Below are 20,572 nucleotides of genomic sequence, written 5' to 3'. Positions count from 1 at the left end.
CGACCACCTCGGGCTGCGGTTGGGCGTCACCCGGTGGTCGAGGTGCTCCGAGCCCTGGCGAGGAGCCACGAGACCCGGTGAGGGACTCGGGGTCCTGTGCCGCGATCTCGTGGCTCGGCCGCGGGCGGCCTCGCACCTCGATCTCCGGCGGCGACCACCTCGGGCTGCGGTTGGGCGTCACCCGGTGGTCGAGGTGCTCCGAGCCCTGGCGAGGAGCCACGAGACCCGGTGAGGGACCCGGGGTCCTGTGCCGCGATCTCGTGGCTCGGCCGCGGGCGGCCTCGCACCTCGATCTCCGGAGCCTCGGCGTCCGGCCGCGGGCGTCAGTGCGAGGATCGGCGCCCATGGGTGGGTCGCACGCGCACGGGAGCTCGGTCGACGCCGACGTCCAGGTCACCGGGTTCGCCCGGACCGTCCTGGTCGCCTCGCTGGTGCTGGCCGGGCTGGTCGCGGTGGTGGGGGTGTTCGTCCTCTGGCCGTCCGCCGACGACGCGCCGGACCCCGTCGAGTTCGCCGAGCAGGGCGTCACGTTCCCGACCGCCGAGGTGCGCTCGGTGGGGGAGCCGTGCCCGGTGCTGCGCTCCGACCCCAACGCCCCGCCGCCCACCGGCGAGGACGGCGCCGACGAGCCGTTCCCGGAGGGCTGCAACGTCCTCGAGGTGACCGTCACCGACGGCGACGGGGCGGACGACGAGGTGTCGCTGCAGGTGCCGCCGTACGTCACCCGCTCCGGGCTCGGACCCGGCGACGAGGTGCAGCTGATCCGCATCCCCACGCCGGGCGGGGCCGCCAGCCAGGGCGAGCCCACGACCGGCTCCGGGCTCAGCCCGGACGGCGACTCGTCGTACGGCTGGTCGAAGGTGGAGCGCGACCCGCCGCTGCTCGTGCTGGGGATCGCGTTCCTGCTGGTCGTCGCGGTCGTCGCGCGGCTCCGCGGGGTCCTGGCGATGATCGGGCTGGGGTTCGCCGGGCTGGTCGTCGCCTACTTCATGCTCCCGGCCCTGCTCGCGGGCGAGAACGGCCTCGCGGTGGCGCTCGTCGGCTCCTCGGTGATCATGTACGTCGTCCTGTACCTCGCGCACGGGCTGTCGGTCCGCACGAGCACGGCGCTGGCGGGCACCCTCGTCGGCATCGCGATCACCACCGGCATCGCGCTGTGGGGGGTCGACTCCGCGCGGCTGTCCGGCATCTCCGACGACACCGGCGAGCTCCTGCTGCTGTACGCCGAGGGGCTGGACTACCAGGGCCTGCTCACCTCGGCGATCATCATCGCCGGCCTCGGCGTGCTCAACGACGTGACGATCACGCAGTCCTCGGCGGTCTGGGAGCTCCGCGCCGCGGCCCCCGAGCTGTCCCGGGGTCGGCTGTTCGCCAGCGGCATGCGGATCGGGCGCGACCACATCGCCTCGACGATCTACACGATCGTCTTCGTCTACGTCGGCACCGCGCTCGCGGTGCTGATGCTGACGTCGCTCTACGAGCGGCCGCTGTCGGAGGTGCTGACCGACGAGGTGGTCGCCGAGGAGATCGTGCGCACCCTCGCCTCCGCGATCGGGCTGGTGCTGGCGGTGCCGGTGACCACCGGGATCGCCGTGCTCACGGTGCGGCCCGAGCGGCCGCGCGGTGGACGACGCTCCGCGGTCAGGGCAGGTCGGGACGCACCAGGTCCGGACGCCAGCGACCCATCACCTGCGTGAACTCGAGCGGGTCGACCATCGAGGAGTCGATCACCAGCGAGCGGCGTCCGGGTCGTCGGAAGCGCACCCGCCAGCCCCGCTGACCGGGGGAGCCGACCACGTCGAGCTCGACGCCGGCGACGTCGAGGCGCAGCTCGCGGTCGCCGGTGGTGACGACGAGCGTGCCGTACTCGACGCGGACGTCGCTGGGCGGCTTCCCGAACCAGACGAGCGTCAGGGCGACGGTGAGGCCGAGGAGGAGGATCGGCAGGCCCGCGAGGGCCCGCTCGTCGAGGCGCGCCCAGAGGCCGAGGAACGCCGTGAGGACGACGGTGCAGGCCACCGTCACCGCTTGCAGCCGCCGGATGCCGGCGGGCCGGGCGAAGCGGTGGACCGCCAGCAACCCGGTCTCGACAGGGGGGTCCGAGCCCACGCCCGTCGTCGTGGTGTCGTCCGAGATCGACATGCCCACACGGTACGGCGGCGGGGGCCCCCGAGGGGCGGGAACGACGAAGGTCCGCCCCACCCGAGGTGTCGGGCGGGGCGGACCTCCGTGTCGTGCGAGGTGAGCCGGTGGCTCAGTTCCCGCACAAGGTGTCGCTCAGGGTGTCGCTCAGTTGTCGACGGCGCGCTTCAGGCCGGCGGCCGGCTTGAAGGCCGGGGTGGTGCTCGCGGCGATCTGCATCGTCTCGCCGGTCTGGGGGTTGCGGCCCGTGCGGGCGGAGCGCTGACGCGTCTCGAAGGTGCCGAAGCCCGCGATCGTGACCTTGTCGCCCTTCTTCAGGGCGGCGCTGATCGTCTCGACGGCGGCGTCGAGCGCGGCGGTGGCCTGCGAGCCGTTCAGGTCGGTGCTGGACGCGATGGCGTCGCTCAGTTCCTTCTTGTTCATGTGCTCACTCTCGTCGGTGGTGGTCGCGCGGGGCAACCGGGGTTTCCCCCGCACCCTAGCCATCCGCTGCCGCGCACGGCCCGCTGCGGGGGCGTTTCGTGGGTAAAGGAGGAGGTTCGGCACCTCCCGTGCCCACGCGGGCGGCGTCCTCAGTGGTGCGCCTCGGCGAGGTCGAGGTCGGCCGGGGTGAGCCACCAGACGACGGCCGCGGTGGCGATCATCATGACCCCGCCGACGAGGCCGAAGTCGGCGAGCGAGGAGGTGAACGACGCCGTCGCGGCGTCGGCCAGCCAGCCCCCGGTGGCGGCGGGGGCGTCGCCGGCCACCTCGAGCGCCCCACCGAGGGACTCCCGGGCGGCGGAGGCCGCCTCCGGGTCGACCCCGCGGGCCGCGAGGTCGTCGGTCTGCAGCCCGGAGCGGTAGACCGCCGCGGCGAGGCTGCCGAGGACGGCGACCCCGAGCACGCTGCCGATCTCGTACGCCGACTCCTCGACCGCCGCGGCGCTGCCCGCCTGGTGGCTGGGGGCGCCGGCCATGATCACGGCGGAGGCGACCGCGAGGGACGCCATGCCGATGCCGACGAGGGTCAGTCCGGCGGCGAGCCACGGGTAGCTGAGCGGCGCGGGGGCGGCGTACAGCAGCACGAAGCCGAGGCCGCCGACCAGCAGCCCGCCGGCGAGCACGGTGCGGGCGCCGACCCGCTGGGCGACCGCGGGGGCGAACGGTGAGCCGAGGACCCCGCCGACGGCCATCGGCAGCAGCGCCAGGCCGGTCTGCAGCGGCGAGAAGCCCTGCACCAGCTGCAGCCACTGCGCGCCGAGCAGCAGCATCGCGGCCATCGCGATGGCGGAGGCCAGCGCGGCGAGGACGCCCGCGGTGAACGCCCGGCCGCGGAACAGCCGGACCTCCAGCATCGGGTCGTCGGCGGCGAGGCAGCGGCGGACGAACGTCGTCAGCGCGGCCACGGCGACGGCCCCGGTGAGCAGGACGTCGAGGCCCAGGCCGTCCTTGCCGCCGTTCTTGATGGCGTAGACCAGGGCCACCATGCCGACCACGGACAGGACGGTGGCGACGGCGTCGATGCGCGGCGGGCGCGCGGAGCGCCCCTCGGGCAGCAGCACCAGGCCGGCGACGAGCGCCACGGCCATGACGGGCACGTTGACCAGGAAGGCGGCGTGCCAGTCGAAGAACTCCAGCAGCGCGCCGCCCACGATCGGGCCGAGCGCGCCCCCGACGGCGGCCATCGCCCCCCACACGCCGAGCGCGGTGGCCCGTTCGCGGGGGTCGGCGAACAGCGTGCGGATCATCGACAGCGTCGACGGCATGATCATCGCGCCGCCGACACCCAGCAGGGCGCGGACCGCGATGACGGCCTCGGGCGAGTCCGCGAGCAGGACGAGGGTGGAGGCCAGGCCGAAGACGGCGAAGCCGGACAGCAGCATCCTCTTGCGGCCCCAGCGGTCGCCGAGGGCGCTCACGGTGACCAGCAGGCCGGCGAGGATCAGCGGGTAGACGTCGACCATCCACAGCTGCTGCACCGAGTCCGGGCGCAGGTCCGCGGTGATCGCAGGCAGGGCGACGTTGAGGATCGTCACGTCCATGACGACCAGCAGCAGGCTGGCCGACAGGACGGCGAGGCCGGCCCACCGGCGGGGGTGGGCCTGCGCCGGCGACGGCTGGTGGGTGGGTGGCTGGAGGATGGTCATCGGGCCCCTCCCTTCGGGGTGGTGGTGTCGGTGGTGTCCGTGCTGGTGATGCCGTGGAGCAGGGTGTCGAGCACGAGGTCGGCGACGTCGCGGCGGGCGACGTCCCCGGCGCGCAGGGCGTCGCGGGCCGCGACGAGCAGCCCGTAGCCGGCGTGGAGGAACCAGCGCGCCGGCAGGTCGCGCCGTACGACGCCCGCGGCCTGGGCGCTGCGCCACAGCTCGACCTCGCGGGCCTCCAGCTCGGCGCTGCGGGCCACGAGGTCGGCCTCGCACATCAGGAAGCCGTCGGTGAGCGCGAAGCCGTAGTCCTCGGCGTCGACGACCAGGCGCGGGAACATCGCGCGCAGGCAGTCGGTCAGGGCCCCGGCGCCGCCGTCGGCGATGGCGTCCGCCATGCCGCTGGCGTCCTGCGTCTGCTCCCAGCGGTCGAGGGACCGGGCGCCGAGCTCGCGGACGAGCTCGTCGCGGCCGGCGACGTGACGGTGCAGCGTCGCGCGGCCGACCCCGGCGGCCTCGGCGATGTCGGCGAGGCTCGCGGTCGGGTCCGCGTTCAGGGTGCGCAGCGCGGCGTCGAGCAGCTGCTCACGGGTGGACATGGGTCACTCTCGTTCCATATGAGACATTGATGTCTCATATGGAACCACATCGCCTCGCGCCTGGTCCACTCGCCGGCCGAGCGCGCGCCGGGCGGGCCTCAGGCGAAGGGCGCGGTCACGACGACCCGGTTGCCGTCGGGGTCGGCCATCACCATGACCTGGGTGTGGGTCGCGTCGAACGGCTCGTCGTGGGCGACGCCGGCGGCGTCGAGACGCGTGAGGGTGCCAACGAGGTCCTCGGTGTGGAGGACGACGCCGCCGCGTCCGGCCCTCTCCGGCTCCCGGTGGACCTGGAGGCCGGTCGGGGCGGTCGGGTCGTCGCCCAGGTACCAGGCGAGCAGCCCTTCCATCGGGGAGTCGTCGGGCTCGCGCCCGACGACGGCGGCGTACCAGGCCCGGCTGCGGTCGAGATCGGTCACGGTCAGGTTGGCCATCACTCCGGTGAACGTCATACGGGTGCCGACCCGCCGAGCGGACCCGACTCATCGCGGACGGCGAATGGCCCTAGTGTGCGGTGCCGTGGAGCAGTTCTCGCTCGACGCGTTCTCCCTGGCCGGGCGCGTCGCGGTGGTCACCGGTGGCAACGGCGGCCTGGGCCGGGCCTTCACCCTCGCGCTGGCCGCGGCCGGCGCCGACGTCCTCGTGCCCACGGTGGCGGACGACGGCGGCGAGACCCGCGCGCTCGTCGAGGCCCGCGGGTCGGCGTACGACGAGCTGGTCGTCGACCTCACGGCCCCCGGCGCGCCGCGCCGGGTCGTCGAGCGCTGCCTGACGACGTACGGACGCCTCGACGTGCTCGTGAACTCGGCGGGGATCAGCCTGGTCGCCGACGTGGAGTCGTTCGGGCGTGACCGGTGGGACGCGATGGTCGCCCTCAACCTCACCGCCGCCTTCGAGCTCGCCCACGAGTGCGTGCCCGTGATGCGGGCCCAGGGCGGCGGGAAGATCGTCAACGTGGCCTCGCTGTTCAGCTTCCTGGGGGGCCAGGGCTCCCCGGCGTACGCCGCCACGAAGCACGGCATCGCCGGTCTCACCAAGGCGTACGCCGACGAGCTCGGCGCCGACGGCATCTGCGTCAACGCCATCGCCCCCGGCTACATGGCCACGGCCATGACCGCCGCGCGCCGCGCCGACCCCGAGGCCAGCCGGGTGGTCGTCGACCACGTGCCCGCGGGACGCTGGGGTGAGCCCGAGGACCTCATGGGCGCGGTCGTCTTCCTCGCCAGCCGCGCCTCGGACTACGTCAACGGTCACGTGCTGACCGTCGACGGCGGCTACCTCGTCCGCTGAATCCCGCTGAACCCCTCTGCACCCCTCAGAACCCAGACCAGGAGTCCCCCGTGACCGCAGAGCTCACCACCCCCGCCACCGCCGGCATCGTCGCCGACCTGGTCGGCCTCGTCGGCGAGGCGCAGGTCGGGACCGACCCCGACGCGATCCGCGCCGCGAGCGTCGACCGCTTCAAGAAGTACACCGCCGTCCACGGCATCTTCGACGGACCGTTCCCCGCCGCGATCGTGCGCGCCCGCTCCACCGACGACGTCCGCGCGGTGCTCGTGTACGCCGACGCGCACGGCCTCAACGTCGTCCCCCGCACCGGCGGCACCGCCACCGAGGGGGGCCTGGAGACGGTGGTCGCGGACTCGATCGTCCTGGACTGCTCCGCGATGGACGCGATCCTCGCCGTCGACCCCGTGGACATGCAGGCGACCGTGCAGTGCGGCGTCGGTCTCCAGCGGCTCGAGGACGAGCTCCGCGCGCAGGGCCTGACCACCGGCCACTCGCCGCAGTCGAGGCCGCTCGCGCAGATGGGCGGCCTGGTCGCCACGCGGTCGATCGGCCAGCTCTCCACCCTGTACGGCGGCATCGAGGACATGGTCGTCGGCCTCGAGGCGGTGTTCCCCGACGGCACCGTCTCGCGGATCAAGAACGTGCCCCGTCGCGCCGCCGGGCCCGACCTGCGCCACGTCGTCATCGGCAACGAGGGGGCGCTGTGCGTGATCACCGAGGTCACCGTGAAGGTCTTCACCGCCCCGGAGGCGATGGACCACCGTGGCTACCTCATCGACGACTTCGCCACCGGGGTGGAGATCCTCCGCGACGTCGTCGTCGCCGGCTACCGGCCCTCCGTCGCCCGTGCCTACTCGCCGGGTGACGCCCAGCAGCACTTCAGCCACCTCCCGGGCTTCGACGCGGAGCGCACCAGCGTCGTCGTGCTCGTCGCCGAGGGGCCGCGCCGCCTGGTCGAGGCCACCGCCGGCGGCATCGACGACGTCGTGGCGTCGTACGACGTCACACCGGTCGACCCCGGCCTGGTCGAGGAGTGGTTCGGCAACCTGAACTGGGGGCCGGACAAGATCGAGGCGGAGAAGGCCGCGATGCTGAGCGAGGCCCATCTCGGCTACACCACCGAGGTGTCGGCGAGCTGGTCGGCCGTGCCCGCGCTGTACGCAGGAGTCATGCGTCGTGTCCGCGAGGAGTTCCCGCGCGCCGGCGACCTCACGATGCTCGGCGCGCACTCCTCGCACAGCTACCAGACCGGGACGAACCTCTACTTCGTCTACGACTACGACATCTCCTGCGAGCCGCGCGAGGAGATCGACCTCTACCACCGGCCGCTGAACGCGATCGTGGTCGAGGAGGCGCTCGCCGTGGGCGGGTCGATGGTGCACCACCACGGCATCGGCAAGTACCGCACCGGGTGGACCCGCGAGGAGCACGGCACCGCCTACCCGATCCTCGCCGGCCTGAAGCGGACGTTCGACCCGCACGGGACCATGAACGCCGGCACGATCTTCCCGCTCGGCAGCGACCTCTAGGGACCCTGGTGGACCGCTCCGACCCCGGCCTGGTCGTCGGGATCGACCTCGGCTCGCAGAGCGCGAAGGTCGTCGTCCACGACCTCGCGGGGGCCGTCGTCGCCTCGGCGCAGCGGCCCCTGGCTGCGAGCGTGTCGCCCGCGCCGGGGCAGGTCGAGCACCCCGGGGACTCGCTGTGGGACGCGCTCGCCGCGGCCTGCTCGGAGGCCATGGCAGCGCTGGGACCCCGCGTCGGGGAGGTGCGGGCGGTCGGGCTGTGCGGGATCCGCTTCTGCATCGCCCTGCTCCGCGCGGACGGCTCGCTCGCGGCCCCGGTCCGGTCGTGGATGGACACCCGCCGCGCCGACGACCCACCCGGCGACACGGCGCACGTCGTGGCCTCCTCGGCGTACCTGACGGCCAGGCTGACGGGCGTCGTCCGCGACTCGTCGGCGGCGTACGCGCTGTGGCAGCCGCGCGCGGACGACCTCGTCGAGCCGGGGGAGGTGCTCGGCGCCGTCACCGCGGACGCCGCCGCCGCGACCGGTCTCCCGGCCGGCGTTCCCGTGGTCGCCACCGCCAACGACAAGGCCGTCGAGGCGCTGGGGTGCGGCCTGCTCGAGCCGGGTCCGCTGCTGGTCTCGCTCGGCACCTTCGTGGCGTCGATGGCGGTGGGTCCGCGGTCACCGGCGGAGGGCGTGGCCGAGACCGGCGCGTCGTACTGGACGAACCCGGCCGCTGTGCCGGGGGAGGTGCTGCTCGAGAGCACCGGCGTCCGTCGCGGCATGTGGACGGTGTCCTGGGTCCGCGACCTGGTCGGCCACCACGTCGCGGGCGACGGGCGTGCCGGGGACGAGGTCGCGCTGGGGGAGGCTGCCGCCGCGCTGCCGGTCGGCGCCGACGGACTGCTGTGCGTGCCGGACTGGCTCGCTCCTCCCGACGCCCCGTGGCGGCGCGGCGCGTTCGTCGGCTTCGACGGCCGCCACGGGCCCGCGCACCTCTACCGGGCGGTGCTGGAGGGCCTGGTGCTCACCGTGACGGGTCACGCGCGCTCGATGGCGGACGAGGTCGGCCTCGCCGTGCCGTCGGTCGTCGTCTCGGGAGGTGGGGGTCGCTCCCCGCTGGTGCTGGCGATGGTCGCGGCCTGCCTCGACCGGCCCGTCCGCGCGCCCGTGGCGCCGTCCGCCGCCGGTCTCGGCGCTGCGCTCGCCGCAGCCGTCGGCGTCGGCCTGCACCCCTCGTGGACCGCGGCCGTCGACGCGATGGTGCACCTCGACGACCCGGTCGCCCCCGACCCCACCTGGGTCGCGGCGTACGCCGACGTGCGGGTGCGGCACGCGGCGCTCGTCGACGGGCTCGACACCGTGCTGCGGGAACTGCGGTGATTCGCTGTCGCCCGGGCGACAGCAGATCGACACACGTCCCTGCGCTCCTCGGCGAGGTGAGTGGGCCCCGTGGGGATCGAACCCACAACCCGCGGATTAAAAGTCCGCTGCTCTGCCAGTTGAGCTAGAGGCCCCGGTGGTGCCCGCTGAGCCTAGACGGGCGCCGTAGCCGTCACGGAGCGTGGTGAGGGGCCGGTGACCGCAACGACCACAGCGTTCACTACGTGCGATTTCCCGGTCCGGTGTGCGCGCGGACTGAGAACGGGATATGAAAGATCTGTGCCCAGATCTTTTGGCCCCCGCACCGTCGCCAGCGCGTTCTGGGCGCGCGCGGCTCGTCTCCGGGCCGACCAGGCGCTGCGGATGGCGACCGCGGCCTGGGACGGGTCGCCGGGCGAGCTGGGCAGGCACGCCTTCGCCGCGGACGACGCCGCCTTCCTCGCCGAGGCGGCGGCTCGCGCCGGCCGGCACGCCGAGGTCGAGGAGCACGCACGGACGACGTTCCGCGAGCACCGCGCCGTCAGGGAGCTGGCGGAGGGTGGCCCGGCGGGCCGGCCCGGGCCCGGCTGAGGGCCGGCTCGACGGTTCAGCCCCGTGTGCGCCGCGCCTGGCGCACCAGCGCCCGGTGCAGGTCGTCGGCCGCGGCCTCGAGCAGGTCGGCGACCTCGTCGAGCCGGTCGCCGAAGCGGTACGACGGCCCCGAGACGCCGAGCGCGGCGACGACCCGCTCGCCGCTGCCGCGGACGGGGACGGCGACCCCGTCGAGGTCCTCCTCGAGCTCGCTGACGGTGGTGGCGTAGCCGCGGTCGCGGCACAGCTCCAGGTGGTCGCGCAGCGCCGCGTGGGTGGACAGCGTCCGCGGCGTGCGGTTCTCGAGGCGGCCGAACGGGAAGCGGACGACGTTCCACGCGATCAGCACCTTGCCGAGCGCCGAGCAGTGCGGGGGGACGTCGTACCCGACCCAGCTCACCGCGCCGACGATGTGGGGGCCGTCGACCTGCTCGACGATCGTCACCGTGTCGCCGAACGGGACGGCGAGGTGGACGGTCTCCTGGGTGCGCTGCATGAGCGACTGCATCAGCGGCCGGGCCTGCGCCATGAGCGCCTCGGTGCGGTCGAAGCGGGCGGCGTACTCGACGAACAGCGGGCCGCCCCGGAAGTTGCCCGCCTCGGTGCGCTCGACCAGGTCGTTGCGGACCAGCGCGGCCATCGTGCGCGACACGGTCGCCCGCGTCATGCCCGTCTCGTCGACGAGCTGGGTGAAGGTCGGGCCCTGCTCGGCGCGGACCACGAGCCCCAGCAGCTGGGCGGCGCGGTCGATGACGCCGGGGGCCGGTCCGGAGCTCTCGCCGGTGTTTCGCATGCTGCAACTGTAGTTGCACTGAGCGGAACGGATCAAACGCTTGTCCACCGACAGTTCTTGCAGGTCAGCACGGGTTTTGAGGGGATCTTGAGGTCCGCGCTGGAAACGGGAGATTTCATCCATGTTTCCCAGGCAAGGGTGATTGACACGGCCCCTTCGCGGGACCCAGGCTTCGGGTAAGTCAGCACGATCCCGGGAGAGCCCATGCACCACTTGTGCGCACTCGACGACGTCGTCCCCGGCGAGGGGTTGAGGGTCACCACCACCTCCCCGCCGGTCGCCGTCTTCCGCACCGACGACGACGAGGTCTACGTCGTCGACGACACCTGCACCCACCAGGACGCCTCCCTGGCCGACGGCTACCTCGAGGGCTGCTGGGTGGAGTGCCCGCTGCACGAGTCGCGGTTCGACCTGCGCACCGGGGCGGTCGACCAGCCGCCCGCCAAGCGGGGTGTCCGCACCCACGCCGCGCAGGTCGTCGACGGCCAGGTGTGGGCCGAGCTGTCGACGGACGCGCCGAACCTGCCGCCCGGGGTCGCGGGCTCGACCGCGGTCGCCTCGGGGGTGACGGCATGAGCCCCCGCCACGTGGTCGTGGTCGGCGCCTCGCTCGCCGGTCACGCGACCGCCCGCGCCCTGCGCGACGCCGGGTACGACGGAGCGCTCACGATCGTCGGCGACGAGCAGCACCGCCCCTACGACCGGCCCCCGCTGTCGAAGGGCTTCCTCGACGGCACCCTCGCCGCCGAGGACCTCGCGCTCGAGGACGCCGACGACACCGACCTCGCCGCCACCTGGCTCGTCGGCCACCGCGCCGTGGGTCTCGACGTCGGGCTCGGCGCCCCGGGCGTCGCCGCGACCCACTGCGTCACCCTCGACGACGGGACGGTGCTGGTCGCCGACGCGGTCGTGCTCGCCACCGGCGCCCGTGCGCGCCGCCTGCCCGCCCACCTCGGCGGCGACCTGGCCGGCGTCCACACCCTGCGGACCCTGGACGACGCCCTCGCCCTGCGCGCCGAGCTCGTGCCCGGCAGCCGCCTGGTGCTCGTCGGCGCCGGCTTCGTCGGCGCGGAGATCGCGGCGACGGCGTCGAAGCTCGGCGTCGACGTGTCGCTGGTCGAGGCCTCCACCACGCCGCTGGCCGGCCCCCTCGGCGCCGAGGTCGGCGCCGCGGTCGCCGGGCTGCACGCGGCCCACGGCACCCCCCTCTACTGCGGCGTGCCCGTCGCCGGCCTGACCGGCGCCACCCAGGTGGACGGCGTCCTGCTCGACGACGGCACGCACCTGCCCGCCGACGTCGTGGTCGCGGGCATCGGCTCCGTCCCCGCGACCGACTGGCTCGTCGGCACCGGCGTGCCGCTGACCGACGCGGGCGCCGTCGCGGCCGACGCGGACGGCGCGACCGCCGTCCCCGGGGTCTGGGCCGTCGGCGACTGCTCGGCCTGGTGGGACGGCGACCGTGCGGCCCACCACCGCACCGAGCACTGGAACGACGCGCTCGTGAGGCCCCGCACCGTCGCGGCCTCCCTCCTGGGTCTCGCGCCGGTCGTCACCACCGCGGCGCCGTACTTCTGGAGCGACCAGTACGGCGTCCGCCTGCAGTTCGCGGGTCGTCGCACCGGCGACGAGGTGCTCACCGTCGAGGCGGGCAGCCTCGAGGGCGGGGACGCGCTCGCCGTCTACTGGCGCGGGCACGTCCCGGTCGCCGTCCTCGGCATGGGCCAGCCCAAGCTGTTCAACCGCTGGAAGCGCAGCCTGGGTGTCGCGAGCGTCGCCGCGTGACGACCCTGGACGAGGGACTGGACCCCGGGCTGGAGCACGGCGAGCCGCCCGTCACCACCACCGACGAGCAGCGCGCCCGCGGGGTCACCCCGTCCAGCCTGCTGCCGACCCTGCCCGGCCGCACGTACGTCGACCCCGCGTGGTTCGCCGCCGAGTGCGAGGAGATCTTCGAGCGCGACTGGTTCTGCGCCGTCCGGGAGGACGACCTGCCGAACGCCGGCTCGTTCCGCACCGTCACGGTCGGGCGGGAGTCGGTCCTGCTGACCCGCACCCGCCGGGGCGAGGTCCGCGCGTTCCTCAACGTGTGCCGCCACCGCGGCGCGCGGATCTGCACCGAGGACGCCGGCGAGAAGCGGCGGAACTTCCAGTGCCCGTACCACGCCTGGACCTACGACTTCGAGGGCAAGCTCGTCGCCGCCCCGAACCTGACCTCGATGCCGGACGTCGACCGCGTCGAGTTCGGCCTCAAGCGGGTCGCCGTCCACTCCTGGCTCGGCTACGTGTGGGTCAGCCTCGCGCCGCTCGCCGGCGAGGAGCCGCCGTCGTTCGCCGACACCGTCGAGGCCGACCTCGCCGAGCGCCTCGGCAGCCTCGAGCCGCTCGCGGCGTACGACGTGGGCTCGCTGAAGGTCGGTCGCCGCATCACCTACGACGTCGCGGCGAACTGGAAGCTCATCGTCGAGAACTTCATGGAGTGCTACCACTGCGCGACGATCCACCCGGAGCTCACCGAGGTGCTCCCGGAGTTCGCCGACGGTCTCGCCGCGCAGTACTACGTCGGCCACGGCGCCGAGTTCGGCGAGGAGGTCGCCGGGTTCACCGTCGACGGCACGCCCGGCTTCGACCCGCTGCCCGGGATGACCGACGACCAGGACCGCCGCTACTACGCGGTCACGGTCCGTCCGCAGGTGTTCGTCAACCTCGTGCCCGACCACGTGATCTGGCACCGGATGTACCCGATGGGCCCCGACCGCACGGTCGTCGAGTGCGACTGGCTCTACGCCCCCGGTGTGGTCGAGGCCGCCACCGGCGACGACGCCGACCCGGCGATGGCGGCCCGGCTGGACGCATCCGTCGAGCTGTTCCACCGGGTCAACGCGCAGGACTTCGAGGCCTGCGAGCGGTGCCAGCCCGCCATGGGCTCGCGCCTGTACGCCGACGGCGGGGTCCTCGTGCCGTCGGAGCACCACATCGAGGCGTTCCACGCATGGGTGCGGGACCGCGTGGAGGGACAGTCATGACCGGTCCGAGAGTGGTCGTCATCGGCGCGGGCGTCGTCGGCGCCGCCGTCGCCGACGAGCTGACGGAGCGCGGCTGGACGGACGTCACCGTCCTCGACGCAGGCCCCATCCCCACGCCGGGCGGGTCGACGACCCACGCCCCGGGCCTGGTGTTCCGGGCCAGCGGGTCGCGGATGATGACCGACCTCGCGGCGTACACGGTGGACAAGCTGAACACCCTGTCCACCGACGAGGGGCCCTGCTTCCTGCCCGTCGGCGGGCTCGAGGTCGCCACCACGCCGGAGCGGCTCGCCGAGCTCCACCGCCGCGCCGGGTGGCTCGCGTCCCACGGCATCGAGGCGCGCGTGGTGGACGCCGCCGAGTGCGTGCGGCTGCACGACCTTCTCGACCCGGACGCCGTCCTCGGCGGGCTGTACACGCCCGGCGACGGGCTGGCGAAGGCCATTCGCGCGGTCGACGCGCAGACCCGCCGCGCGGAGTCCCGCGGCGCCACGCTCCGGGGCGGAGTGGAGGTCACGGGCCTGCTGCGCGGCGAGGACGGTCGCGTCACCGGCGTGGAGACCACCGAGGGCACGGTCGACGCCGACGTCGTCGTCTGCTGCGCCGGCATCTGGGGCCAGAAGGTCGCCGCGATGGCCGGGATGCGGCTGCCGCTGGTCCCGCTGGAGCACCAGCTCGCGACGACGACGCCGCTGCCCGCGCAGGCCGGCCAGACGACCGAGGCGCTGCGCCCGATCCTGCGTCACCAGGGCGAGGACCTGTACTACCGCGACGCCGGCGAGACGCAGATGATCGGCTCCTACGCCCACCGGCCGATGCCGGTCTCGGTCGAGGAGTTCGAGGGCTGGGGCGGCGCGGTCATGCCGTCGGTCCGGCCGTGGACGCCCGCTGACTTCGAGGGGCCGTGGAAGGCCTCCCAGGAGCTGCTGCCCGGCCTGCGCGAGGTCGAGGTCGCGCACGGCATCAACGGGATGTTCTCCTTCACCACCGACGGTGGGCCGCTGGTCGGCGAGAGCCGCGACGTGCCCGGCTTCTGGGTCGCCGAGGCGGTCTGGGTCACCCACTCCGCGGGCGTCGGCCGGATGGTCGCCGAGCTGCTCGTCGACGGCGTCTCCACCATCGACCCGGCGGGCGCCGACCTGCACCGCTTCCCGCCCCACGGCGACGGGCCGGCGTACGTCTCGGCGCGGGGCCAGCAGGGCTTCGTCGAGGTCTACGACATCATCCACCCGCACCAGTCGATGGACGACCCGCGACCGCTGCGCCTGCCGCCGTTCTCCGACCGCCAGCGCGAGCTCGACGCGGTCTGCGAGTCGGCGTCCGGCTGGGAGCGGCCGCTCTGGTACGGCGCCAACGCGTCCCTGGTCACCGAGGCCGACGAGGCCGTCCGGCCGGGGGAGTGGGCCGCGCGCTACTGGTCGCCGATCGCCGGCGCCGAGGTCCGCGCGACCCGCGAGGGCGTGGCCCTGCACGACCTGTCGTCGCTGACCCGCGTGGAGGTCTCGGGCCGCGGTGCGGTCGCGTTCCTCCAGGGCCTGGTCACCGCGAAGATGGACACGCCGGTGGGCCGGGTCACGTACTGCCTGATGCTCGACGGGCGCGGCCGCGTCCTGTCGGACGTGACCGTCGCGCGGCTGGCGCCGTCGTACGGCCGGGACCGGTTCCTGCTCGGCGTCAACGGCCCCCGCGACGTGGACATGCTCTCCCGTCTCGCGCCCGACGACGTGACGGTCACCGACCTGACGCCCGGCACCTGCTGCGTCGGCCTGTGGGGTCCGAAGGCGCGCGCGGTGATCGAGTCCGTCAGCGGCGACGACTGGAGCAACGAGGCGCTGGGCTACTTCCGCGGCACCGAGGCGCACGTCGGGATGGTGCCCGTGACCGCCCTGCGGGTCTCGTACGTCGGGGAGCTGGGCTGGGAGCTGTCCTGCTCCGCCGACCTGGGTCGTCGGCTGTGGGACACGCTGATGCAGGCGGGCCGCGAGCACGGCATCGTCGCCGCCGGCCGCACGGCGTTCACCTCGATGCGCCTGGAGAAGGGCTACCGGGCCTACGGCTCGGAGATGACCGTCGACCACACCGCCGAGGAGGCCGGCCTCGCGTGGGCCGTCCGCGGCGGGCGCGGTCCGGCGCCCGAGGTGATCGGGGAGCCCCGCCAGCGGCTCGTCTGCCTCACCTCGCCCGAGCCGTCGTCCGTCGTCCTCGGGCACGAGCCCGTCCTCGCCGACGGGGAGTGCGTCGGCTACACGACCATCGGTGCCTGGGGCTTCAGCGTCGGGAAGGCGATCGCCTACGCGTGGGTGCCGCCCCACCTGGCCGAGGTCGGCACCGAGCTCGCGGTCGGCTCCTTCGGCGAGGCGCTGCCCTACACCGTCACCGCCGAGCCCCTGTACGACGCCGACATGACGAGTGTGAGGAACTCCTGATGAAGCCCGCACCCCGGCTGCCCGAGCACCCGCCGAGGCTCTGGAAGGACGCCGAGCCGAGGAAGGCCTACGACGTCGTCATCGTCGGGGGCGGAGGGCACGGCCTCGCGACGGCGTACCACCTCGCGGCCGACCACGGCATCACCAACGTCGCGGTCGTGGAGAAGGGCTGGCTCGCCGGCGGCAACATGGCGCGCAACACCACCATCATCCGCTCGAACTACCTCTGGGACGCCTCCGCCGGCATCTACGAGCACGCGCTCGGCCTGTGGGAGACGCTCGAGGAGCGGCTCGGCACGACGGTGATGTTCGACCAGCGCGGCGTGCTGAACCTGGCGCACAACCTGTCCGACGTCCGCGAGGGCAAGCGGCGGGTCAACGCCAACCAGCTCAACGGCATCGACGCCCACTGGCTCACCCCGGCCGAGGTCGGCAAGCTGGCCCCGGTGCTCGACGTGAGCGAGCGGCCCCGGCACCCGGTGCACGGCGCGACGTTCCAGCCGCGGGCCGGGATCGCCAAGCACGACTACGTCGCCTGGGGCTACGCGCGGGCGGCGTACGAGCTGGGCGTGGACCTGGTCTCCGACTGCGAGGTCACCGGCTTCACCCAGACGGGCGGGCGGGTCACCTCGGTGTCGACGACGCGCGGCGAGATCTCCGCGGGGACGGTCGTGCTGTGCGCGGCCGGGCACTCCGCGGTGCTCGCCGAGAAGCTCGGCGTGCGTCTGCCGGTGCAGTCCCACCCGCTGCAGGCGCTCGTCTCCGAGCTGCTCGAGCAGGTGCTGGACACCGTCGTGATGAGCAACGCCGTCCACGTCTACGTGAGCCAGGCCCACAAGGGCGAGCTCGTCATGGGCGCCGGCGTCGACCCCCACATCGGCTACGGCCGACGCGGGTCGTTCCACGTCGTGGAGGAGCAGATGGCGGCCGCGGTGGAGCTGTTCCCGATCTTCGCCCGCGCCCACGTGCTGCGCACCTGGGCCGGGATCGTCGACGTCACCCCCGACGCCTCGCCGATCGTTGGACCGCTCGATGCGGCCGGCGACAACGTGTGGATCAATTGCGGCTGGGGGACCGGCGGCTTCAAGGCCACCCCCGGCATCGGCGACGTGTTCGCCGACTCCGTCGCCCACGGCCGCGCCCACGACCTCGTGGCGCCGTACGCCCTCGAGCGGTTCACCACCGGCCGCCTCATCGACGAGCACGGCGCCGCCGCCGTGGCCCACTGACCCCGCCGACCCGACCAGATCGCCGAGTCGGCACACATGCGCACGAAAAACACCTCGAGTCGGCACATCTGCGCACTCCCACAGGCTCGAGTCGGCAGGACCGGAAGGACCAGGACGTGCTGAGGATCCCCTGCCCCCACTGCGGGGAGCGAGACGAGACCGAGTTCCACTACGGCGGTGAGGCCGGGGTCGACTACCCGGCCGAGCCCGCCGCGCTGGACGACGTCGCGTGGGCGGAGTACCTCTTCGTCCGCGCCGACCCCGCCGACTGGTTCACCGAGCGCTGGTGCCACGTCTCGGCGTGCCGGCAGTGGTTCACGATCGACCGTCACACCGTGAGCGACGAGGTGCGCGCATGACCGGCCCCACGAGCAGCAGGCTCCCCGACGGCGGCACCCGGGTCGACCGCTCCCGCCCCGTCACCGTCACCGTGGACGGCGTCGAGCTCGCGGCGTACGTCGGGGACACGCTGGCGTCCGCGATGCTCGCCGGCGGCCTGGACGTCGTCGGCGCCGGCATCTACACCGGTCGTCCCCGCGGGCTGGTCGGCATCGGCCGCGAGGAGCCGAACGCCTGGGTCCAGGTCACCTCCGGCACCGGCGAGCCGATGGTCCAGGCCACCACCCAGCCCGTGCACGACGGCCTGGTCGTCGAGCGCCTCGCCGGCCGTGGACGGCTCCTGCCCCACACGGACGAGACCCGGTACGACGTCCTGCACCTCCACGCCGAGGTCGTGGTCGTCGGCGGCGGGTCCGCGGGCGTCGCCGCGGCCCGCGCCGCCGTCGAGGCGGGGGAGGGCCGGGTGCTCCTGCTGGACGACGCCCCCGTCGCCCCGGTGATCGACGGTGCGCGGTGCGTGCCCGACACCGTTGTCGTCGGGGCGCACGCCCACGGCCGGCTCGTCGCGGTCCAGCGACTGGACTCCGCGGAGGGCGGCGGCGCCCGCCGGCTGCTGCAGGTCCAGGCCGGCCGCGTCGTGCTCGCGACCGGCTCCGAGGAGCGCCCGATGGCGTTCCCCGGCAACGACCGGCCCGGCGTGATGCTGGCCCGCGCCGCCGCGTCGTACGTCGAGCGCTACGGCGTCCGGCCCGGCTCCCGCGCGGTCGTGTGGACCGCCCACGACGGCGGCCACGCCGCCGCGGCCACGCTCGCCGCGGCCGGCGTCGAGGTCGTCGCGGTGCTGGACGTCCGTGACGGCGACGTCGTCACCGGCACGGAGGGGGGCGAGCGCCTCACCGCCGTCCACACCACGGCCGGTTGGTACGACGCGGACCTCCTTGCCGTCAGCGGCGCCGTCACCCCCGAGACCCGCCTGTGGACCCACGCCGGCGGCACCACCCGCTGGTCCGACGAGGTCGCCGGCTTCGTCCCCGACGCACCGCCGCAGGGCGGTCGCTTCTCGTGGGCGTGGTCCGGGTCGACCGCCGAGCGGGCCCCCGCGGCGTGGTTCTGCGCCGCCGACCTGACCGACGAGCAGGCCGCCGAGACCTACCTGGACAGCCACCGCGACGCCACGCTCGCCGACGTCCGCCACGCGGTGGAGGCCGGGCTGCGCAGCGTCGAGCACGTCAAGCGCCACACGACCATCGGCACCGGCGCCGACCAGGGCCGCTGCTCCGGCGTGCTCACCGCAGGCGTGCTCGCCGAGCTGCTGGGCGAGCCCCTCGGTCGCGTCGGCGCCACCGGCGCCCGTCCGCCGCTGGTCCCCGTCCCGTTCGGTCTGCTCGCCGCCCGCAACCGCGGCGTCCTGTCCGACCCGGTCCGCGTCACCCCGATCCACGACCGCGTCGCCCACGCGCCGATGGAGGACGTCGGGCAGTGGAAGCGGCCCTACGCCTTCCCGAGCGTCGACGAGAGCCTGGACGAGGCCGTCGTCCGCGAGTGCCGTGCCGTGCGCACCGGCGTCGGGATGATGGACGCCTCGACCCTGGGCGCCATCCACCTGCGCGGTGCGGACGTCGGCGTGCTGCTCGACATGGTCTACACGAACCTGTTCTCGACGCTCGCCGTCGGCAAGGTCCGGTACGGCGTCATGTGCGGCCCCGACGGCATGGTGATCGACGACGGCACGACGATGCGGCTGAGTGAGACCGACTGGCTGATGTCGACCACGACCGGCAACGCGGCCGCCGTCCTCGACACCCTCGAGGAGTGGCTGCTCACCGAGTGGCCCCACCTCGACGTCGCCTGCACCTCGCAGACCGACCACTGGTCGACGGTCGCGATCGCCGGGCCGTCGTCCCGCGACGTCGTCGCCGTGCTCGCGCCCGACGAGGACGTCAGCGCCGAGGGCTTCGCCTTCATGACCCACCGCGAGGCCGTGGTCGCGGGCATGCCCGCCCGGCTCGCGCGGGTGTCGTTCTCCGGTGAGCTGGCCTTTGAGGTCTCCGTCCCGGCCTGGTACGGCGCCGCGCTGTGGGACGCCGTCGCGCAGGCGGGCGCGCCGTACGGGATCACGCCGTACGGCACCGAGACGATGCACGTGCTCCGCGCCGAGAAGGCGTTCCCGATCGTCGGGCAGGACACCGACGGCACCGTCACCCCGGCCGACCTCGGCCTCGGCTGGGCGCTGTCGAAGAAGAAGGTCGACTACGTCGGCAAGCGCTCGCACGCCCGCGAGGACGCGCAGCGCCCCGACCGCCGCCACCTCGTCGGCCTCGCGCCGCTCGACGGCGCGAGCCGGATCGCCGAGGGGTCGCAGCTCGTCGCCCACGGCGCCGACCTGTCCGCCACCCCGGTGCCGATGCTCGGCCACGTCACCAGCGCGTACGCCGCCGGCGTGGCTGGCCCGTTCGCCCTCGCGCTGCTCGACGGGGGCCGGGACCGGATCGGGGAGGTCCTCGACGCCGTCGACGACCTCGTGCCGACCCCGGTGCGGGTGACCGCGCCGGTCAGCTACGACCCGGAGGGGGCCCGCCGTGACGGGATCTGACCTGCTGGACCTCCGTCGCTCCCCGCTGGTGGGCTCCGCCTTCGGGCTGGACTCCGCGGCGCTGGCGATGCGTGAGGAGCCGTTCCGCTCGCTGGTCGAGGTCCGCGGCGAGCGCCCGGAGGCGGGCGACCACGTGTGGGGCCTCGGACCCGGCTGGTGGCTCGTCGACGGCCCGCCGCCCGCCACGGTCGCACTCGAGGCGCCGCTGGCGGCCGAGGTCGGCGGCGTCGACGTCTCGGGCCAGCGCACCACCCTCGTGCTCACCGGCGAGCACGCGCTCACGGTGCTCGCCCACGGCTGCCCCGTCGACCTCGGGGTCGTCGCCGTCGGCGGTGCCGTCCAGGGCGTGCTCGCCGGCTGCCAGGTCGTGCTCGGTCGTGTCGCCGAGGACGGCTGGCGCTGCTACGTCCGCGCGTCGTACGCCCGCCACCTCGCCGCCTGGCTCACGGACGCCGCGACGCCGTACGTGTAGCCGAGTCGGCCCGAACGCACCGCCGTACGACGTCGAGTCGGCCCGAACGCACCGCCGTACGACGTCGAGTCGGCCCGA

19 protein-coding genes and 1 tRNA gene are annotated in these 20,572 nt (G+C 74.3%); 13 read left to right on the top strand and 7 right to left on the bottom strand.

Annotated elements, in window-relative coordinates; all coding sequences use genetic code 11:
* Positions 1 to 344: 344 nt before the first annotated feature.
* Positions 345 to 1,697: a YibE/F family protein gene (locus Q0858_RS21380; RefSeq protein ID WP_299058412.1), complete on the top strand. Its 1,353-nt coding sequence runs from the start codon at positions 345 to 347 to the stop codon at positions 1,695 to 1,697.
* Here the strand turns inward: Q0858_RS21380 and Q0858_RS21375 are convergent.
* From Q0858_RS21375 to Q0858_RS21355, 5 genes are all read right to left on the bottom strand, one after another.
* The gene (locus Q0858_RS21375) at positions 1,642 to 2,142 is read right to left on the bottom strand and encodes a hypothetical protein (protein WP_299058410.1); all 501 of its coding nucleotides are present in this window, start codon (positions 2,140 to 2,142) and stop codon (positions 1,642 to 1,644) included. The two genes, Q0858_RS21380 and Q0858_RS21375, sit on opposite strands and share 56 nt — an antisense overlap.
* Positions 2,143 to 2,289: 147 nt before the next feature.
* Positions 2,290 to 2,628: an HU family DNA-binding protein gene (locus tag Q0858_RS21370; protein ID WP_299058408.1), complete on the bottom strand. Its 339-nt coding sequence runs from the start codon at positions 2,626 to 2,628 to the stop codon at positions 2,290 to 2,292.
* A gap of 86 nt (positions 2,629 to 2,714) precedes the next feature.
* Entirely contained in the window at positions 2,715 to 4,271 is a 1,557-nt protein-coding gene (locus Q0858_RS21365; protein ID WP_299058407.1) for an MFS transporter, read from the bottom strand.
* Entirely contained in the window at positions 4,268 to 4,867 is a 600-nt protein-coding gene (locus tag Q0858_RS21360; RefSeq protein WP_299058406.1) for a TetR family transcriptional regulator, read from the bottom strand. The genes Q0858_RS21365 and Q0858_RS21360 overlap by 4 nt, the downstream gene beginning before the upstream one ends.
* 98 nt (positions 4,868 to 4,965) lie before the next feature.
* Positions 4,966 to 5,319, bottom strand: a complete 354-nt coding sequence (locus tag Q0858_RS21355; RefSeq protein WP_299058404.1) for a VOC family protein — start codon at positions 5,317 to 5,319, stop codon at positions 4,966 to 4,968.
* 67 nt (positions 5,320 to 5,386) lie between these two features.
* On the opposite strand from Q0858_RS21355, the gene Q0858_RS21350 reads away from it, so the two are divergent.
* From Q0858_RS21350 to Q0858_RS21340, 3 genes are read left to right on the top strand one after another with little or no spacing between them, the layout of a single operon-like run.
* Positions 5,387 to 6,157: an SDR family oxidoreductase gene (locus Q0858_RS21350; protein ID WP_299058402.1), complete on the top strand. Its 771-nt coding sequence runs from the start codon at positions 5,387 to 5,389 to the stop codon at positions 6,155 to 6,157.
* A gap of 50 nt (positions 6,158 to 6,207) precedes the next feature.
* Positions 6,208 to 7,686 carry an FAD-binding oxidoreductase gene (locus Q0858_RS21345; RefSeq protein ID WP_299058400.1) on the top strand — a complete coding sequence of 493 codons (1,479 nt, stop codon included), beginning with the start codon at positions 6,208 to 6,210 and terminating at the stop codon, positions 7,684 to 7,686.
* Positions 7,687 to 7,694: 8 nt separating this feature from the next.
* Positions 7,695 to 9,050, top strand: coding sequence for an FGGY-family carbohydrate kinase (locus Q0858_RS21340; protein WP_299058398.1), 1,356 nt, complete (start codon positions 7,695 to 7,697; stop codon positions 9,048 to 9,050).
* A gap of 61 nt (positions 9,051 to 9,111) precedes the next feature.
* On the opposite strand, the gene Q0858_RS21335 is transcribed toward Q0858_RS21340, so the two are convergent.
* Positions 9,112 to 9,184, bottom strand: a tRNA-Lys gene (locus tag Q0858_RS21335).
* Positions 9,185 to 9,329: 145 nt separating this feature from the next.
* Between Q0858_RS21335 and Q0858_RS21330 the strand changes: the two genes are divergently transcribed.
* Positions 9,330 to 9,620 (top strand): hypothetical protein, encoded by a 291-nt coding sequence (locus Q0858_RS21330; protein WP_299058396.1) that lies wholly within the window; start codon positions 9,330 to 9,332, stop codon positions 9,618 to 9,620.
* A gap of 16 nt (positions 9,621 to 9,636) precedes the next feature.
* Here Q0858_RS21330 and Q0858_RS21325 read toward each other — a convergent pair whose 3' ends face one another.
* On the bottom strand, positions 9,637 to 10,413 hold the full coding sequence (locus Q0858_RS21325) for an IclR family transcriptional regulator (RefSeq protein WP_299058394.1): 777 nt from the start codon (positions 10,411 to 10,413) through the stop codon (positions 9,637 to 9,639).
* Positions 10,414 to 10,617: 204 nt separating this feature from the next.
* Between Q0858_RS21325 and Q0858_RS21320 the strand changes: the two genes are divergently transcribed.
* The 8 genes from Q0858_RS21320 to Q0858_RS21285 all read left to right on the top strand — a co-directional run bounded on the left by Q0858_RS21320 (position 10,618) and on the right by Q0858_RS21285 (position 20,494).
* Positions 10,618 to 10,989: a bifunctional 3-phenylpropionate/cinnamic acid dioxygenase ferredoxin subunit gene (locus Q0858_RS21320; protein ID WP_299058393.1), complete on the top strand. Its 372-nt coding sequence runs from the start codon at positions 10,618 to 10,620 to the stop codon at positions 10,987 to 10,989.
* Positions 10,986 to 12,194, top strand: a complete 1,209-nt coding sequence (locus Q0858_RS21315) for an NAD(P)/FAD-dependent oxidoreductase (protein ID WP_299058392.1) — start codon at positions 10,986 to 10,988, stop codon at positions 12,192 to 12,194. Before Q0858_RS21320 ends, Q0858_RS21315 begins: the two co-directional genes overlap by 4 nt.
* Entirely contained in the window at positions 12,191 to 13,435 is a 1,245-nt protein-coding gene (locus Q0858_RS21310) for an aromatic ring-hydroxylating dioxygenase subunit alpha (protein ID WP_299058390.1), read from the top strand. Before Q0858_RS21315 ends, Q0858_RS21310 begins: the two co-directional genes overlap by 4 nt.
* A complete protein-coding gene (locus tag Q0858_RS21305; RefSeq protein WP_299058388.1) occupies positions 13,432 to 15,861 on the top strand; it encodes an FAD-dependent oxidoreductase in 2,430 nt (809 codons plus the stop codon). The genes Q0858_RS21310 and Q0858_RS21305 overlap by 4 nt, the downstream gene beginning before the upstream one ends.
* Positions 15,861 to 17,090, top strand: a complete 1,230-nt coding sequence (locus tag Q0858_RS21300; protein WP_299058386.1) for a sarcosine oxidase subunit beta family protein — start codon at positions 15,861 to 15,863, stop codon at positions 17,088 to 17,090. The genes Q0858_RS21305 and Q0858_RS21300 overlap by 1 nt, the downstream gene beginning before the upstream one ends.
* Positions 17,091 to 17,206: 116 nt before the next feature.
* Positions 17,207 to 17,449, top strand: a complete 243-nt coding sequence (locus Q0858_RS21295; protein WP_299058384.1) for a sarcosine oxidase subunit delta — start codon at positions 17,207 to 17,209, stop codon at positions 17,447 to 17,449.
* Positions 17,446 to 20,022 (top strand): 2Fe-2S iron-sulfur cluster-binding protein, encoded by a 2,577-nt coding sequence (locus tag Q0858_RS21290; protein ID WP_299058382.1) that lies wholly within the window; start codon positions 17,446 to 17,448, stop codon positions 20,020 to 20,022. Before Q0858_RS21295 ends, Q0858_RS21290 begins: the two co-directional genes overlap by 4 nt.
* Complete coding sequence (locus Q0858_RS21285; RefSeq protein ID WP_299058380.1) at positions 20,009 to 20,494, top strand: sarcosine oxidase subunit gamma family protein; 486 nt, start codon at positions 20,009 to 20,011, stop codon at positions 20,492 to 20,494. Before Q0858_RS21290 ends, Q0858_RS21285 begins: the two co-directional genes overlap by 14 nt.
* Positions 20,495 to 20,572: the final 78 nt, after the last annotated feature.

It is taken from the genome of uncultured Nocardioides sp. (genome assembly GCF_947489365.1).
GTDB lineage: Bacteria > Actinomycetota > Actinomycetes > Propionibacteriales > Nocardioidaceae > Nocardioides.
This window is presented reverse-complemented; position numbering and strand designations above follow the sequence as displayed.

Excerpts from the sequence above, each read along its gene's own strand:
- Q0858_RS21325 (WP_299058394.1), bottom strand. The coding sequence starts at position 10,413 with ATGCGAAACACCGGCGAGAGCTCCGGACCGGCCCCCGGCGTCATCGAC.
- Q0858_RS21305 (WP_299058388.1), top strand. The coding sequence starts at position 13,432 with ATGACCGGTCCGAGAGTGGTCGTCATCGGCGCGGGCGTCGTCGGCGCC.
- Q0858_RS21290 (WP_299058382.1), top strand. The coding sequence starts at position 17,446 with ATGACCGGCCCCACGAGCAGCAGGCTCCCCGACGGCGGCACCCGGGTC.
- Q0858_RS21300 (WP_299058386.1), top strand. The coding sequence starts at position 15,861 with ATGAAGCCCGCACCCCGGCTGCCCGAGCACCCGCCGAGGCTCTGGAAG.
- Q0858_RS21360 (WP_299058406.1), bottom strand. The coding sequence starts at position 4,867 with ATGTCCACCCGTGAGCAGCTGCTCGACGCCGCGCTGCGCACCCTGAAC.
- Q0858_RS21370 (WP_299058408.1), bottom strand. The coding sequence starts at position 2,628 with ATGGCTAGGGTGCGGGGGAAACCCCGGTTGCCCCGCGCGACCACCACC.
- Q0858_RS21380 (WP_299058412.1), top strand. The coding sequence starts at position 345 with ATGGGTGGGTCGCACGCGCACGGGAGCTCGGTCGACGCCGACGTCCAG.
- Q0858_RS21315 (WP_299058392.1), top strand. The coding sequence starts at position 10,986 with ATGAGCCCCCGCCACGTGGTCGTGGTCGGCGCCTCGCTCGCCGGTCAC.
- Q0858_RS21365 (WP_299058407.1), bottom strand. The coding sequence starts at position 4,271 with ATGACCATCCTCCAGCCACCCACCCACCAGCCGTCGCCGGCGCAGGCC.
- Q0858_RS21355 (WP_299058404.1), bottom strand. The coding sequence starts at position 5,319 with ATGACGTTCACCGGAGTGATGGCCAACCTGACCGTGACCGATCTCGAC.
- Q0858_RS21320 (WP_299058393.1), top strand. The coding sequence starts at position 10,618 with ATGCACCACTTGTGCGCACTCGACGACGTCGTCCCCGGCGAGGGGTTG.
- Q0858_RS21375 (WP_299058410.1), bottom strand. The coding sequence starts at position 2,142 with ATGTCGATCTCGGACGACACCACGACGACGGGCGTGGGCTCGGACCCC.